Origin of the sequence: Thiocapsa sp. (genome assembly GCF_018399035.1) — a bacterium.
Classification (GTDB): domain Bacteria; phylum Pseudomonadota; class Gammaproteobacteria; order Chromatiales; family Chromatiaceae; genus Thiocapsa.
The window spans coordinates 2,325,769-2,340,447 of record NZ_CP073760.1 but is presented as its reverse complement, the minus strand read 5'-3'; the positions used below and the strand labels follow the sequence as shown (position 1 = coordinate 2,340,447).

The 14,679-nt window shown below is 63.3% G+C and carries 13 protein-coding genes; 11 read left to right on the top strand and 2 right to left on the bottom strand.

Features of this window, described 5'->3' with window-relative positions; all coding sequences use genetic code 11:
• Positions 1 to 60 precede the first annotated feature (60 nt).
• From KFB96_RS10650 to KFB96_RS10605, 10 genes are all read left to right on the top strand, one after another.
• Positions 61 to 789 carry a respiratory nitrate reductase subunit gamma gene (locus KFB96_RS10650; protein WP_213461737.1) on the top strand — a complete coding sequence of 243 codons (729 nt, stop codon included), beginning with the start codon at positions 61 to 63 and terminating at the stop codon, positions 787 to 789.
• Between the two features lie 41 nt (positions 790 to 830).
• Positions 831 to 2,366 carry a sulfate reduction electron transfer complex DsrMKJOP subunit DsrK gene (gene dsrK, locus KFB96_RS10645; RefSeq protein WP_213461739.1) on the top strand — a complete coding sequence of 512 codons (1,536 nt, stop codon included), beginning with the start codon at positions 831 to 833 and terminating at the stop codon, positions 2,364 to 2,366.
• A gap of 112 nt (positions 2,367 to 2,478) precedes the next feature.
• Entirely contained in the window at positions 2,479 to 4,443 is a 1,965-nt protein-coding gene (locus tag KFB96_RS10640; protein WP_213461741.1) for an NAD(P)-binding protein, read from the top strand.
• A 17-nt stretch (positions 4,444 to 4,460) separates the two neighbouring features.
• Complete coding sequence (locus KFB96_RS10635) at positions 4,461 to 4,934, top strand: sulfur reduction protein DsrJ (protein WP_213461743.1); 474 nt, start codon at positions 4,461 to 4,463, stop codon at positions 4,932 to 4,934.
• Position 4,935: 1 nt separating this feature from the next.
• Positions 4,936 to 5,748, top strand: a complete 813-nt coding sequence (gene dsrO, locus KFB96_RS10630) for a sulfate reduction electron transfer complex DsrMKJOP subunit DsrO (RefSeq protein ID WP_213461745.1) — start codon at positions 4,936 to 4,938, stop codon at positions 5,746 to 5,748.
• Positions 5,749 to 5,769: 21 nt separating this feature from the next.
• Complete coding sequence (gene nrfD, locus KFB96_RS10625) at positions 5,770 to 7,023, top strand: NrfD/PsrC family molybdoenzyme membrane anchor subunit (RefSeq protein ID WP_213461746.1); 1,254 nt, start codon at positions 5,770 to 5,772, stop codon at positions 7,021 to 7,023.
• Positions 7,024 to 7,162: 139 nt separating this feature from the next.
• Positions 7,163 to 8,545, top strand: a complete 1,383-nt coding sequence (locus KFB96_RS10620; protein ID WP_213461748.1) for a cobyrinate a,c-diamide synthase — start codon at positions 7,163 to 7,165, stop codon at positions 8,543 to 8,545.
• A 165-nt stretch (positions 8,546 to 8,710) separates the two neighbouring features.
• The gene (locus KFB96_RS10615) at positions 8,711 to 9,025 is read left to right on the top strand and encodes an iron-sulfur cluster assembly accessory protein (protein WP_213461750.1); all 315 of its coding nucleotides are present in this window, start codon (positions 8,711 to 8,713) and stop codon (positions 9,023 to 9,025) included.
• 21 nt (positions 9,026 to 9,046) lie between these two features.
• Positions 9,047 to 10,165, top strand: a complete 1,119-nt coding sequence (locus KFB96_RS10610; RefSeq protein ID WP_213461752.1) for a sulfur reduction protein DsrS — start codon at positions 9,047 to 9,049, stop codon at positions 10,163 to 10,165.
• A gap of 345 nt (positions 10,166 to 10,510) precedes the next feature.
• Complete coding sequence (locus KFB96_RS10605; protein WP_213461754.1) at positions 10,511 to 10,720, top strand: DUF2061 domain-containing protein; 210 nt, start codon at positions 10,511 to 10,513, stop codon at positions 10,718 to 10,720.
• A 57-nt stretch (positions 10,721 to 10,777) separates the two neighbouring features.
• Here the strand turns inward: KFB96_RS10605 and KFB96_RS10600 are convergent, their stop codons facing one another.
• Positions 10,778 to 11,656, bottom strand: a complete 879-nt coding sequence (locus KFB96_RS10600) for an SDR family oxidoreductase (protein WP_213461755.1) — start codon at positions 11,654 to 11,656, stop codon at positions 10,778 to 10,780.
• A 23-nt stretch (positions 11,657 to 11,679) separates the two neighbouring features.
• The gene (locus KFB96_RS10595; protein WP_213461756.1) at positions 11,680 to 12,939 is read right to left on the bottom strand and encodes a glucose-1-phosphate adenylyltransferase; all 1,260 of its coding nucleotides are present in this window, start codon (positions 12,937 to 12,939) and stop codon (positions 11,680 to 11,682) included.
• A gap of 191 nt (positions 12,940 to 13,130) precedes the next feature.
• On the opposite strand from KFB96_RS10595, the gene gpmI reads away from it, so the two are divergent.
• Positions 13,131 to 14,678, top strand: a complete 1,548-nt coding sequence (gene gpmI, locus KFB96_RS10590) for a 2,3-bisphosphoglycerate-independent phosphoglycerate mutase (RefSeq protein ID WP_213461757.1) — start codon at positions 13,131 to 13,133, stop codon at positions 14,676 to 14,678.
• Position 14,679: the final 1 nt, after the last annotated feature.

Genomic DNA, 14,679 nt, shown 5'->3' with positions numbered 1-14,679 from the left:
GGCGGGCTCGTTGCGAGCTCGACCCCCGGCGACCCTCCGATCCACTGAGGTACCAGGCACATGTCGTTCCTGACCACGGTCTACGCCTATCTGTATTACTTTGCGGCCCTGGTGTTGTTGGCCGGCGTGACCTTCAAGGTCGTCCAGTACGCGCGCACGCCGGCGCCGCTGAAGATTCCGACGACCCCGGCACCGACCACCCGAGCCGGGGTCGTGCTCAGGATGACGCGCGAAGTCGTGCTGTTCGAAAGCCTGTTTCGCGGCAACAAGTGGACCTGGATCTTCGGCTGGATCTTTCACTTCGGCCTCTTTCTCGTCACGTTGCGCCATCTGCGCTACTTCATGGAGCCGGTGTGGCTGCCGATCGAGCTGGTCCAGCCTTTCGGTGTCTATGGCGGCATGGCGATGGTCGTGGGTCTTGCCGGCTTGTGGGCGCGACGTTTCTTCGTGGACCGCGTCCGCTATATCTCCTCGCCATCGGATCATCTGATTTTGGCGCTGCTGATCGTGATCGGCTGCACCGGATTGCTGATGAAATTCGTGTTTCATACCGACGTCGTCGCGGTGAAGTCCTTCTTCATCGGACTCTACAGCTTCGACCCGCAGCCTTTGCCAGGCGATCCGCTGCTTCTGCTGCACCTGTTCCTGGTGGCCGCTTTGATGATCATTTTTCCCTACAGCAAGTTGCTCCATGCGCCGGGTCTCTTCTTCAGCCCCAGCCGCAATCAGGTCGATAACCCGCGCGAGCAAAGACACATTGCGCCTTGGGCGAAACGACTCGAGCAGTAATCGATTTTTTGCGCCATCCCGTCCGCAGCAAAGGTTGATCCATGGCTAAGGCAACGTTTGAAGTTCCCGAGCTGAGTCAGTACCTCGACGTCCCGCCCGTGACGCCGCAGACCATGGCTCACAGCAAGCCGTTCGTGGCCAAGCCCGAGTTCCAAGCGCCTCTCGGCTTTCCCGGCGAGCTCATGGACGACTGGCAGGAGAAGGCCCTCGATAAGATGGGCGAGCTCCTCGGAAAATATCGCTCCTTGCGGGTCTATCTGGACTCCTGCGTCAAATGCGGCTCCTGTACCGACAAGTGTCATTACTATCTCGGGACCAAGGACCCGAAGAACATGCCGGTCGGTCGCCAGGATCTAATGCGCAAGGTCTACCGGCGTTATTTCACCCTGGCCGGAAAGCTGTTTCCGAAACTGGTGGGGGCCGAGGACTTCACCAAAGACGTGCTCGACGATTGGTACAGCTACTTCCATCAATGCTCGCAGTGTCGGCGCTGCTCGGTCTTCTGCCCCTACGGTATCGACACGGCCGAGATCTCCATGGCGGCGCGCGAGATTATGGACAGCATCGGCGTGGGGCAGAAGTACTGCAACGAGATCATAAGTAAAGTCTATACCATCGGTAACAATCTGGGCCTGCCAGGGCCTGCGTTAAAGGACACCCTGGAGGGCTTGGAAGAGGACGTCTACGACGACACGGGTGTGGCCGTGCGCTACCCGTTGGACGAGGTCGGCGCTGACATCCTTCTGGTCACACCCTCGGCGGACTTCTTCGCCGAGCCCCATGTCGACGGATTGATCGGCTACGGCAAGGTCTTCCACGAAGCCGGTGTGACCTGGACGCTCAGCTCGCATGCCTCCGAGGCGGCGAACTTCGGTATGTTCATCGGCTCCTACGACAACATGCGTCGGGTCGCCCAGCGGATCCGCGAGGCCGCCATCGAGCTCAAGGTCAAACGCATCGTCTTCGGTGAATGCGGTCACGCCTGGCGGGTTGCGTACAGCTTCCTGAACACCTTGGTCGGACCCTGGGACTTTCTCGATCCGCGTTATCCGGTGCCGCAGCACATCTGCGAGTTCACCTACAACCTGATCCAGGAAGGCAAGCTGACCTTCGACAAGGGCGAGAACGACGACAAGGTTCTCACCTATCACGACAGCTGCAACGTCGCCCGCGCCTCGCGCATGGGTGATACGCCCGGCGGGCAGTTCGAGATCCCGCGCGCCATCATCCGGGCGACCTGTAATCATTTCTTCGACATGGACGAGGACACCATCCGCGACCGGACCTTCTGCTGCGGCGGCGGCGGCGGATTGTTGACCGACGATCTGATGGAGTTGCGTGTGAAGGGCGCCAAGCCACGTGTGGAGGCCCTGAACAACGTGATGCTCGAAAAGGGCGTCACGCACATGGCCGCCATCTGCGCCATCTGCAAAAGCCAGTTCACAAAGGTCCTGCCGTATTACGGTATGGAGATGGATCAGATCGTCAGTCTGCACCAACTGGTGTCGAACGCCATCGTGCTGACCCCCGCCCTGGACGACGAGGACGATGAAGAAGAGGCAGAGGAGGCCGCCTGATCCGGCAGGCTTGCGTCGCAAGGCGCAGGTTTCCCCGAAGGCCCCGAGCTGCGAGCTGATACGAGCCCCCTGACGATGCATCAGGGTTCAACCGGTACGGAGAGTGATCGACATGGCGACTTCAACCGACGAAATGAAGACCAAACCTTCCTGGCGCCGTTTCGAGGACGGTCAGCACGAGTGGGAGAAGTGGACGGATAAGATCTTCAATGAGGACACTTCCCACAAATGTCCGACCTATGTCCACAAGACACCGCCGTGTCAGGGCAGCTGTCCGTCGGGTGAGGATATTCGCGGCTGGCTGCAGATCGTGCGCGGCATGGAAAAGCCGCCGGCGGGCATGGACTGGCAAGAGTATGCCTTCCGCCGCTCGACCGACGCCAACCCCTTTCCGTCGATGATGGGACGCGTCTGTCCTGCACCCTGCCAGGACGGCTGCAATCGCAATGTTCTGGAAGACTTCGTCGGAATCAATGCCGTCGAGCAATTCATCGGCGATACCGCCATCGAGAAGGGTTACGCGTTCCAAGCCGCCCCGACCGACACCGGCAAGCGGGTCGCCATCATCGGCGGCGGCCCGGCCGGGCTTGCCGCTGCCTACCAGTTGCGCCGCAAAGGGCACGGCGCGACCATCTTCGAGGCCAACGACGGGCTCGGCGGGATGTTCTTCTACGGCATCCCGGGCTACCGCGTGCCGCGCGACAAGCTCAACGCCGAGATCCAGCGCATCCTCGACATGGGTCAGATCGAGGTCCGTCTGAAGACCAAAGTCGGTACCGATGTCACCGTCGAGCAGCTCGAGAAGGAGTTCGACGCCGTGCTCTGGGCGATCGGCTGCCAAAGCGGTCGCGGATTGCCGGTCCAGGGTTGGCAAGGCACGCCCAACTGCGTCTCCGGTGTCGCCTTCCTGAAGGCATTCAACGAAGGCCGCATGAAGATCACCGCCGAGAAGGTCGTCTGCGTCGGCGGCGGCGACACCTCGATCGACGTCGTCTCGGTGGCTCGCCGGCTCGGTCATATCACCAAGACCGGTCCGAAGGATCTGCCCGAGACCGTCATCCACGATGGTTATGTCGCGCATGACGCGGCCATGACCGCCGCGGCCGAAGGCGCCGAGGTCACGCTGACCTCCCTCTTCACGCGCGACAAGATGACGGCCTCCGAGCACGAGGTTCACGATGCGACCCACGAGGGCGTGACCATCCTGGACGGCGTCATGCCCTTGGAGGTGATGCTCGGCGAGAACGGTCGGGCCACCGGACTGCGCGTCGCCGACTGCCAAATGGTCGACGGTCGGCCGACCCCTGTGGAAGGGACCGAGCGGATCCTCGCGGCCGATCTCATCGTCGCTGCGATCGGTCAGGGCGGCGATCTGACCGGCCTCGAGGAGCTCGACAACGGGCGCGGCCTGATGAACGCCGACAAGTTCTATCAGGTGCCGAACAAGCCCGGCCACTTCGTCGCCGGCGACATCATCCGCCCGCATCTGTTGACGACGGCCATCGGTCAGGCGTCCATCGCGGTCGACTCCATCGACGAGTATGTCCGCCAGGTCGAGCACAAGCGCCGTCCCAAGGTCGACGTGCATCACTTCAATCTGCTCGAGAAGATGACCGAGGCGAACCTCGCGCCCGAGGCATTCGTCCCCGACGAGCGCGGCGACATGCGCGGAACCTCGAGTGAGAACTACGCGATCCACAACTACGAGGATCGTTCGGGTGCCGAGGTCATCCCGCACGAGGAGCTCTTCCTCGGCCACTTCAACTTCCACGCCCGCAATCTGCGCAAGGAGGAGGTGCCGAGCTCCGATGACGTGCTCGGCCATTTCAAGGAGCGCGTGATCGGTCTCGTCGAGGCCGAGGCGATGGACGAGGCCAAGCGCTGCATGAGCTGCGGCATGTGCTTCGAGTGCGACAACTGCGTGATCTTCTGCCCGCAAGATGCCGTCTTCCGGGTCGACAAGAACAGCCGAACCACCGGGCGCTATGTCGACACCGACTATGCCAAGTGCATCGGCTGTCATATCTGCGCCGATGTCTGCCCGACCGGCTACATCAAGATGGGTCTCGGCGGGTAAGCACAGTGGAGGCGTCGATGGCAAAAGCCGCAATGAGAGCTGGCCTCGTCGCCGTTGGATTGGCTTGGGTGCTTCTCGCCCAAGTCGTCTTGGCGGCCGACGCGAAGACCTACGTGCTCGAGGGATCCAAGGCGGCGGCCTTGGAGTCCTGTGTCGAGCCCACCGATGTGATGCGTCGCAAGCACATGGAGCTCATCAAGCACCAGCGCGACGAGACGGTCCATGGCGGAATTCGCTCCAGCAAGCACAGTCTCGCCGGTTGTGTGGAGTGTCACTTCCGCTCCGACGCGGACCATGTGCCGCAACCGGTTCATCGGAAGGACGAGTTCTGCGGCGCCTGTCATGCCTTCACCGCCGTCAACCTGAACTGTTTCGACTGCCACGCGTCCGTGCCCAGAGGGCCGGGTGCCGAGCAGGCGTCGCACGCCGCCTTCCAAGCCGCCGGTGTGGATCGATCGGTTCAGGCTCGACCTGATGGGGAAGACCACTGAGATGAAAGAACACCACGAACCAACCGACCGTTCAACCGACCCGGCAGCCGATTCGGCTCCGTCCGATTCGGGTCGGCGCGCCTTCATGGGCGTCGCCGCAGGTGTCACGGCCGCCGTGGTCGCACCGGGGGTTGTTCTGCATTCGGTCACGGCCGCCCCGCGCTCGGAGGCGGTGACCAGCGACGTGCGTTGGGGTCTTCTGATCGACACGGCCAAATGTGTCGACGGGTGCTCGGCCTGTGTCGATGCCTGCGACCGCGAGAACGGTCTGAATCTTCAGCACAAGCCCGCGAGCGCGTCGCAGGAACATTGGGACGACCAGAAGGCGGTCTGGATCCGCAAGGTCCAGCTCCAGGACAACCAGACCGGGCGTGTCACCAACCTTCCGCTGATGTGCCAACATTGCGAGCATCCGCCCTGCGTGGACGTCTGCCCGACCGGCGCATCGTTCAAGCGCGCCGACGGCATCGTCATGGTCGACCGTCACACCTGCATCGGCTGCCGCTACTGCATGATGGCTTGCCCCTACAAGGCGCGCAGCTTCATCCACAAGGCAGTGGATGAGCAACTCACCCGTGTGCCCCGCGGCAAGGGATGCGTGGAGAGCTGCAACCTCTGTGTTCATCGGCGCGATTTCGGCGAGGACTCGACCGCGTGTGTCGATGCCTGTCGCGAGGCCGGGCACGAGGCGATCGTCTTCGGTGACCTCAAAGATCCCGAAAGCATCATCCGAAAGCATCTCGCCGAGATGGCGAGCCGGCAGATCCGAGAAGATCTGAGCTTGAATACGGGCGTTCGGTATTCCGGAATCTGACCTGGGCGAGGTGAGCAGGACATGAAGCGAATCATCTATCGCGAGTGGCGCATTCCGCCCGCTCGGTACTGGGGCCTCCTCGGCATTCTCGCCTCGGTTGTCATCATCGGCGCGCTCGCCTTCGCTTACATGGAGCACGAAGGCCATTGGGTCACCGGGATGAGCAACTCGGTGGTCTGGGGTACGCCCCATGTGTTTGCCGTGTTCCTGATCATTTCGGCCTCCGGCGCGCTGAATATCGCCTCCATCGGAACCGTCTTCCGCAAGCCGCTCTACAAGCCGCTCGGGCGGCTCTCCGGTCTGCTCTCCGCGGCGCTTCTGATGGGCGGTCTGCTGGTGCTGGTGCTCGATCTCGGGCGCCCCGAGCGCTTGGTCGTGGCGATGACCACCTACAACTTCCGCTCGATCTTCGCGTGGAACATCTTCCTTTACACGGGCTTCATGGCGATCGTGATTGCCTATCTCTGGAGCATGGCGGATCGCCACGGCGAGCCCTACAACCGGTCCATCGGGATCTTCGCGACCTTCTGGCGCTTGGCCTTGACGACGGGTACCGGCGCGATCTTCGGTTTCCTGGTCGCCCGTCAAGCGTATGATGCGGCCATCCTCGCGCCCATGTTCGTCGTGATGTCCTTCGCCTACGGTCTCGCCATCTTCATGCTGGTGATGATGTTCACCTTCGCAGAGGAAGGTCGTCCCATCGGTGAACGTATCCTGTGTCGACTCAAGAACCTGCTCGGCATCTTTATCCTGGGCGTTTTCTACTTCACGCTGGTCTATCACCTGACCAAGCTCTACGGCGCAAAGAACCATGATCTGGTCGGGTGGCTCCTCCTCGACGGCGGCATCTATACCTTCATGTTTTGGGTCGGCTGGATCCTGGTCGGCGGACTCATGCCGCTCGGGATCATCTACCACCCGGTGCTGAGCAAGGACAGAACCTGGATTGCCGCTGCGTGCGGCCTGGTGATTGTCGGCGGATTGGCCAGCATGTACGTGATCATCATCGGCAGCCAAGCGTATCCGATGCAGATGTTCCCCGGCCAGACGGTGCTCGCCTCGGGTTTCTTCGACGGCGTGCAGGGCGAGGCGTCGCGGTACTCCCCGACGATTCCCGAGGTCCTGCTCGGACTCGGCGGTGTGGCGATTGCCCTCTTGGTCACATCCGTCGGTGTACGCGTCCTGCAGTTCCTCCCCGAGTCGCTCGCGGACGATGTCCTGCCGGTCGACGAGGAAAAGATCGTGGAGCAAGGACCGGCAGGCGCCAAGGCATAACCGCGGATCGGTCGGCCCGTCCATCGAGGACGGAGCCGACATGGCTTCATGTCGCCCAAGACGCCCGGTCTCGCGGTTCCTGTCGGATGCGTGCGGCCATCGAAATTCCTCAGCAAGTCGAAGGTCGGGTGACGGGTCGATGGCGCATCTCTACATCGCGGCGGCTCAAAAGTCGTCGGGCAAAACCACCCTCTCCATCGGTCTGTGTCGTGCTTGGCGTGACGCGGGCGTGCGCGTGCAGCCCTTCAAAAAGGGCCCCGACTACATCGACCCGCTGTGGCTGACCGAGGCCTGCTCGCGGCCCTGCTACAATCTCGATTTCCACACGATGGGGCGTGAGGAGATCCTCGATGCCTTCGCGCGAGAGCTCGACACGGCCGATCTCGGGCTGATCGAAGGCAATGTCGGCCTCTTCGACAGCATCGATCCGGCAGGCTCCAACAGCAACGCCGAGCTCGCCAAACTCTTGGGCGCACCGGTCGTTTTGGTGATCAATGTTGAGGGTATGGGGCGCGGCATCGTTCCCCTTCTGCTCGGTTATCAGGCGTTCGACCGCGATCTGAATCTCGCCGGGGTGATCCTCAACAAGGTCGGCGGGACGCGCCATGCCCGCAATCTGATCGCCGCGTTGGAGCACTATACGGATCTGCCTGTGTTGGGCGTGATGCATCGCGACGACGACATCGAGATCGCCGAGCGGCACTTGGGGCTGATGCCGAGCAACGAGGCAGAGGCCGCCGAGGCATGGATCGAGCGCATCCGGGGGCGTGTCGCCGAGCAGGTCGACCTGAGCCGGATGCTCGCTATGGCCGAGGGTGTGCCGCGCCCGTCGTTTACCCCGAGCGCGCCGTCGATTCACGTCCCGGCCAGGGAGGTGGTGCGCATCGGTATCGCGCGCGACGCCGCCTTCGGCTTCTACTATCCGGACGATCTGCGTGCCCTTGCCGACGCGGGTGCCGAGCTGGTGGCGTTCAGCCCGCTTGCCGATCGGGCGCTTCCCGCAGTCGACGCCCTCTACATCGGCGGGGGTTTCCCCGAGTGCCGCATGGCGGAGCTGGAGGCGAACCGCGGGATGCGCGAGGAGATTGCGGACTTCATCGCCTGCGGCGGGCCTGTCTACGTCGAATGCGGCGGACTCATGTATCTGTGCGAGGCGATCGGCTGGAATGGCGAGCGGCGCGAGATGGTGGGCGCGCTCGAGGCCGAGGTCCGGATGCATCCCCGACCGCAGGGGCGCGGGTATGTGCGGCTTCGCGAGACCTCGGATTTCCCCTGGCCGGATGCGGCGGGCGGCGCTCCTTGCGAGATCCCCGCACATGAGTTTCACCATTCCTCGGTCGTCGCGCCTGACCCGACTTGGCGGTACGGCTATGATGTGCTGCGCGGTGTTGGAATCGACGGCGCCCATGACGGGGTTGTTCAAGGTCATCTGCTGGCCTGTTACAGTCATCTCAGGGACGTGGGCGGTGTCGGCTGGACACGGCGGTTTGTCGACCATGTCCGACGCTGCCTCGGCGGTTGATGATCGGCAGGCGTCGAGGTTGCAAGCCGCACCGACTGAATGTTTGGCGAGCCCGCGACCCGCGAAGCACTCGCTTGAATCCGTGCAGATCGCTCCGAACGGGGTTTAGAGCGGAGCCGATCGGACGCATGTCACGCGAACACATCACAGGACAAAAGGTTTCAGATGTTCAAACTCACTACAGCAGCGGCCGATCAGGTGCTGAAAGCCGCACAGCAAGGCGGCACCGAGGGCATGTCCTTGAGGTTGGCCGCGTTTCAAATGCCGGACGGGGCGATCGACTATCGGATCGGGTTCGACGAGCCGACCGAGGACGATATCCGCATGACCTGCGAGGGCGTAGATATCGTCATGACGCCCGAGCAGGTGCCGCTGCTCGACGAAACCACGATGGACTATGTGGAGATGGAGCCGGGTCAGAATCGCTTTATTTTCATGAATCCGAAGGATCCGCACTATACGCCGCCGACCGAGGTCTGATTCGGATCGGAGCACATCGGCATGGATCTCAGCAACGAAGACAGCTTCCGGCTGAACGTGCTGCTGGCCAATCGTCCGCAGGCCATCCGCATCGACGAATCCAAGCTGATCGTCTACGGTCTCGGTCCGCAGGGCGAGGCGACCGTGCGTCTCAACCCGAATGCACGTCCCGATCAATATCTGCGTCGCGTCAAAGAGCTCATTTCCGGTCACGTCCTGGGCTCGCCCGGCGGTTACCCCATCTATCTGAGCCGCTGGACCCGCATGGGCCAGATGCGCGACGAGAGCCTGGAACAACTGCTCCTGCTCGGCGAGCCGGAGGCCGTCGTGGCTGCCGTCTGCTCGCCCGGACTCACCGACGAGCTGGCTCGGCGCGCCTGGTGGGCCATGGATGACGCGGAGAATGCCCGCCGCATGCTGGGCAATCCGGCAATCGTCGCGGGGGCCATGGGACGGATCCTGGTGGATTATCTCGTCGACTATCTCCCGTTCGAAACCGAAAGCGACAAGATGACCGAGTCGATCCGTTTGATCCTTCGGACCGGTCTCCTCGACACCGATCGGCGCGAGGACCTATGGAAGAAGGCCGCGCGCAAGCAGGTCTATCTCGTGGGGTTCCTGCAGGCCGTTCCGGACGACCTGCCGGGGGCAGAAGGCTCGGCGGCGCGCCCGCTTCCCGAGCCGATCGTTGCGCTCGCGGCGACGGGCAATCCGTGCGCCCGGCTGCTCGGTCGGGTCTTTTCCTCGCCCGGACAAACCTTCCTCGCGACAGTCGCCACCGTGTTGTCCAAGCCACCCGGTCAGGACGTGGTGACGGCGACGTTCGACCTGCTGAGAGACTACTTCGGTGCGCTGCGCCCGGAGGGGGATCCCGACCTCCCGCTCTCGGATCTGATCGCGGAAGCCGAGCACTTCGCAACACCGACGAGCCCTGATCCCGACACGGCACGGCTGCTGAGCGAGCACCCCGAGATGGCCCCGGAGGTTGCCGCCATGCGCACCCTCTCGGGTGTCGGCTATGGACTGATCCGCGCCGTCGCGATCGATCCCAGCGTTCTAGGCAGCCTCATGCGCCGCAAGCTGACCCCTGTTATCGACCCGCTCCTGGTCCGCCTGGGCCTTCTCGCAAGACGCCGATGATGCTCCGCATGGCCTCGCTCATTAGAGCGTCCACACCAACCTTGGAGCGACCACACCAACCTGCAGGGACTCGTGACATCCGCTCCGCGGTGTCACGCGTGCCCGGTGGCGCTCCGCGCCACGGGGCACGATGGCCGAATTTCCGAACGAGGCCCTTGTCGGGTTAACGCGGGCGTCGTCCGAGAGTCGAGGTTTCGACCGGCCGCGGCCGACAGGTCACGTCGTTACCTGTGCTCCTTCGTCTTCATGATTGTTTTTGACGATCGATAGTCTAATAACAATCGATTTAGAAGATTGATGTGCCGTCGCTATGCTCCTGTCCAACACTTGAAGAGGAGCACTCACATGGCTAAGACGATGACGTTCGCGATCCTGCACATGATGGTCGCCTTCGGCGTGGCCTACCTGTTGAGCGGCAGCCTCCTGGTCGGCGGGGCGATCGCCCTGGTCGAGCCTGCGATCAATACGGTTGTCTACTTCTTTCATGAAAAGGTCTGGGAGCGCATCCGGCAACACCGCGCGCAAGGGCCTCACGGCGGTCTGCTGCCCGCCTGATGTGTCGCTCCGATCCTTGGCTGCCCCGTCGGGCGTCCCGGAGACGGGCAGCCGGGTTCAAGCGCTCGACGGTGCCGTGTTATACGGGGAACCGACAAGTCTCTCGCTGATGGTCCAGAGTCGTCGGTTGGCATCCGCATCGAGCGCTTGGGCAGGTGCCTTGAGCGACCGACGGTCACCGAGATACTGGCCCGTGACCCCGTCGAGGTCGGGTGATCGGGCGGCATAGAGCACGCGCTCGGCGGCCCGCGCCGGAGTCGGCAGGGCCCAGCCGAGCAGCAGATCGACCGCTTTCCAGAAGATTCCTTGTGCGCCGTCGGACCCGCCGAGGTTGGATCGAAAGACGCCCGGAAAGACACAGTTCACGCTCACTCCGGTGCCTTCGAGCCGCCGTGCCAGCTCGAAGGTGAAATGCAGGTTCCCGAGCTTGGACTGACCGTAGGCCTGCATCATCCGATAGCGGCGCCGGGTCCAGTGGAGATCCTCGAGGTCCATCGCCGTGTCCATCTTGGTGCCGACGTTGACGATCCGGGCCGGTGCGCTGGTCTTGATGCGCTCCAGCAGGAGGCCCGTGAGCAGGAAGGGGCCGAGATGATTGACCGCCAGCGAGCGCTCGAGACCCTCGGGGCTCGTTCGGCGGCTCGCATAGGCCGTTCCGGCATTGTTGATCAGGACGTCGAGACGCACGAAACGGTCGAGAATCTCCCCCGCCGCGCGGCGAACCTCTTGCTGACTGCCGAGGTCCGCGACGAAGAGACGGATGTCTTGGTTCCCGGTGGCGGCGACGATCTCGTCTCGGGCTGCGCGACCGCGTTCTTCGTTGCGCACCAGCATGCCGACGCGCATCCCGTCGCCCGCGAAGGCGAGGGCGAGGGCCTTTCCCAGACCTGAGTTTGCCCCCGTGACGAGAACAGTCCTGCGATTCGCATCGGTCATACGCGGCCTCCGGTCGACGGTTGTTACTCGGAGTAGCCGCCGCGCCCGGTGCCTCGGGTGTCGCGTGCGAAATAGCTGACGCGCCCCATCGGAACCACGGTGATGCCACCTGCACTGACATGGAAGCGTTGCTGATCCTTGACCGGATCGAAACCGATGCGATCTCCGGCCTCGATGACGTTGTGCCGATCGACGATGACGTTACGCAGACGGGCGCCGCGGCAGACGCGGACATAGTCCATGATGATGCAGTCCTCGAGGACGACATCCTCCTCGATCACGGTCTCGCGACGGATGATGGAGTTGGTCAGGCGTGCACCGTCGTGGATCATGGTCGCCGCACCCAGGAGCGTGTTGCGCAGCTCCCCGCCCAGCACACGCGCCACCGGACCCTGATAGCTGCTGGAGAAGATGGGCCACTCGGGGTTGAACATATCGAAGGCCGGCTCGGCCCCCAGGACGTCCTTGTGGGCGTCGAAGTACGCATCGATGCTGCCGACGTCGCGCCAGTAGACCGGCGTCTCGTAGGGGTGCACGCCCGGTATGACATTGGTCGCGAAGTCGTAGGCAAAGAGTCGGTGGGTGTTGAGCAGCCGCGGCAGGACATGTTGCCCGAAGTCCGATTCGCCCGCCGCCTCGCACTCCTTGAGTGCCTGCATCAGGACCTTCGCGTCGAAGATGTAGTTGCCCATCGAGGCGAAGGCCATGGTCGGATCGCCGGGCAGCGGGGATGGGTTTGCCGGCTTCTCCTCGAAGGCGTTGATTCGCCCCTCCTCGTCCGCGGCGATCACGCCGAAGCTCGACGCCTCGGCAAGCGGGACCGGCAAGGCGGCGATCGTCACGTCGGAGTTGCGTGCCTTGTGGAAATCGACCATCTGGCGGATGTCCATCCGGTAGATGTGGTCGGCCCCGAAGACGGCGACCAGATCGGGCCGATGCTCCTCGATGAGGGCGATGTTCTGATTGACCGCGTCGGCCGTGCCCTGGAACCAATGCGTCCCGGACATCATCTGGGGCGGGACGACGGTGACGAACTGACTCTGCAGCAAGGGCGAGATGGTCCAAGCCTTGCGTACATGCTCGATCAGAGACTGTGACTTGTACTGCACCAGCAGATAGATGGTCTGGATCTGGGAGTTGACCAGGTTGCTGAGCACGAAGTCGACAATGCGGTAGCGGGCTCCGAAGGGGACCGAGGGTTTGGAGCGTGTCGTGGTCAGTGGCTGGAGTCGCGAGCCTTGGCCGCCGGCCATGACGAAGGCGATGATTCGATCGGTCTGCATGGTTCCTCCGTGTGCCCCGCTTCTAGGAGCTTTTGTTGTGATGACGTGGGTCCGACCACTGGATCCACATCGCGAATGATAAACCCGTCGACCGGAGCTTTCCCGATTATCGAAGGCACTCTCGATCGGGCCCCGGCGGCGTCCCGAACGTCTACAATGTGCAACCCCGACGGCAGAGGAGTAAGCGAGAGATGAGTCAACCGAGGAAGAAGGTCCCGGGACGTCCGGTCATCCTGATCATCCTGGACGGTTTCGGTCTGAACCCGGCCAAGGCCAACAACGCGGTCGCGCTCGCCGATACACCGAACCTCGATCGCTATTTCTCGAGCTATCCGCACACCGCGTTGCAGGCATCCGGGCTGGCGGTCGGGCTCCCGGACGGGCAGATGGGCAACTCCGAGGTCGGGCACATGTGCATCGGCTCGGGCTGTGTCGTGCTCCAGGACTTGGTCCTGATCGATCGTGCGATCGACGACCGCAGCTTCTTCGACAATCACGCCTTGGTGAACGCGGCGCGTGCGGCTGCCGAGCAGGGTCGGCCGATTCATCTCATGGGCCTGGTCTCCGACGGCGGAGTCCACAGCCATGTCCGTCATCTGGCAGCCTTGATCAAGCTGTGCAAGCGCCAGGGCGCGCGCCCGATGGTCCACGTCTTCACGGACGGTCGGGATACCCCGCCGCGCTCGGCACTGAGTTATCTCAAGTGTCTCGACGAGGCGCTGGAGACCTCCGGGGGGCGGATCGCCACCGTCAGTGGGCGTTATTACGCGATGGATCGTGACAATCGCTGGGATCGCACCGAGCTGGCCTGGCGTGCCATGGTCGACGGCGAGGGCCGGCACGCCGAGAGTGCGCACGCGGCGATCGAGGCCGCCTATGCCGCCGGCGAGGACGACGAGTTCATCCGCCCGACGATTGTCGCCGGCGGCGAGCCGATTCGCGATGGCGATCAGGTGATCCACATCAATTTCCGCAAGGATCGTCCGCGACAACTGGTGTCGGCCTTGCACCAAAACGATTTCGACAAGTTCGACCGCCGCGGGGTGACCCGGGTCCAGGTCACCGGCATGATGGAATACGATCCCTGGTTCGGGTTGCCCTTCGCCTTTGATACCGATACGCCCAGGACCACGCTCGGGCAGATCTTGAGCGACGACGGCATTGCCCAGTTTCACTGTGCGGAGACCGAGAAATACGCGCACGTGACCTTCTTCTTCAACGGTGGACGCGGCGACCCCTTCCCCGGCGAGGAGCGCACCCTGATCCCCTCGCCGAAGGTCGCCACCTATGACCTGAAGCCCGAGATGAGCGCCCCCGGTGTGGCGGATGCCGTCATCGAGGCGCTTCGCGGCGGCAACTTTCCCTTCATCGTGGTGAATTTCGCCAACGGCGATATGGTGGGGCACACCGCTGTGCGCGAGGCGGTGATCGCCGCGGTGGAGACGCTGGATCGCGAGGTCGGCCGGGTGCTGGACGTTGCCGTGGAGTGCGGCTACTCGGTCATCCTCAGTGCCGACCACGGCAACTGCGACGAGATGGTCGATCCGGTCACGGGTGCCCCCCATACCCAGCACACGACCTATCCGGTGCCCTGTCTGGTGATCGACGAGGTGCCGTGGCGACTCTCGGTCGGCGGCGGGATCAAGGACATCGCCCCGACGATCCTCCATCTGATGGGCATCCCCATCCCGGAACAGATGGACGGACATTCGCTCCTGCTCGGGCCGGCGACGGTCTGAG

Excerpts from the sequence above, each read along its gene's own strand:
- KFB96_RS10650 (WP_213461737.1), top strand. The coding sequence starts at position 61 with ATGTCGTTCCTGACCACGGTCTACGCCTATCTGTATTACTTTGCGGCC.
- KFB96_RS10615 (WP_213461750.1), top strand. The coding sequence starts at position 8,711 with ATGTTCAAACTCACTACAGCAGCGGCCGATCAGGTGCTGAAAGCCGCA.
- KFB96_RS10635 (WP_213461743.1), top strand. The coding sequence starts at position 4,461 with ATGGCAAAAGCCGCAATGAGAGCTGGCCTCGTCGCCGTTGGATTGGCT.
- KFB96_RS10605 (WP_213461754.1), top strand. The coding sequence starts at position 10,511 with ATGGCTAAGACGATGACGTTCGCGATCCTGCACATGATGGTCGCCTTC.
- KFB96_RS10640 (WP_213461741.1), top strand. The coding sequence starts at position 2,479 with ATGGCGACTTCAACCGACGAAATGAAGACCAAACCTTCCTGGCGCCGT.
- dsrK (WP_213461739.1), top strand. The coding sequence starts at position 831 with ATGGCTAAGGCAACGTTTGAAGTTCCCGAGCTGAGTCAGTACCTCGAC.
- KFB96_RS10610 (WP_213461752.1), top strand. The coding sequence starts at position 9,047 with ATGGATCTCAGCAACGAAGACAGCTTCCGGCTGAACGTGCTGCTGGCC.
- dsrO (WP_213461745.1), top strand. The coding sequence starts at position 4,936 with ATGAAAGAACACCACGAACCAACCGACCGTTCAACCGACCCGGCAGCC.
- KFB96_RS10620 (WP_213461748.1), top strand. The coding sequence starts at position 7,163 with ATGGCGCATCTCTACATCGCGGCGGCTCAAAAGTCGTCGGGCAAAACC.
- KFB96_RS10595 (WP_213461756.1), bottom strand. The coding sequence starts at position 12,939 with ATGCAGACCGATCGAATCATCGCCTTCGTCATGGCCGGCGGCCAAGGC.
- nrfD (WP_213461746.1), top strand. The coding sequence starts at position 5,770 with ATGAAGCGAATCATCTATCGCGAGTGGCGCATTCCGCCCGCTCGGTAC.
- KFB96_RS10600 (WP_213461755.1), bottom strand. The coding sequence starts at position 11,656 with ATGACCGATGCGAATCGCAGGACTGTTCTCGTCACGGGGGCAAACTCA.
- gpmI (WP_213461757.1), top strand. The coding sequence starts at position 13,131 with ATGAGTCAACCGAGGAAGAAGGTCCCGGGACGTCCGGTCATCCTGATC.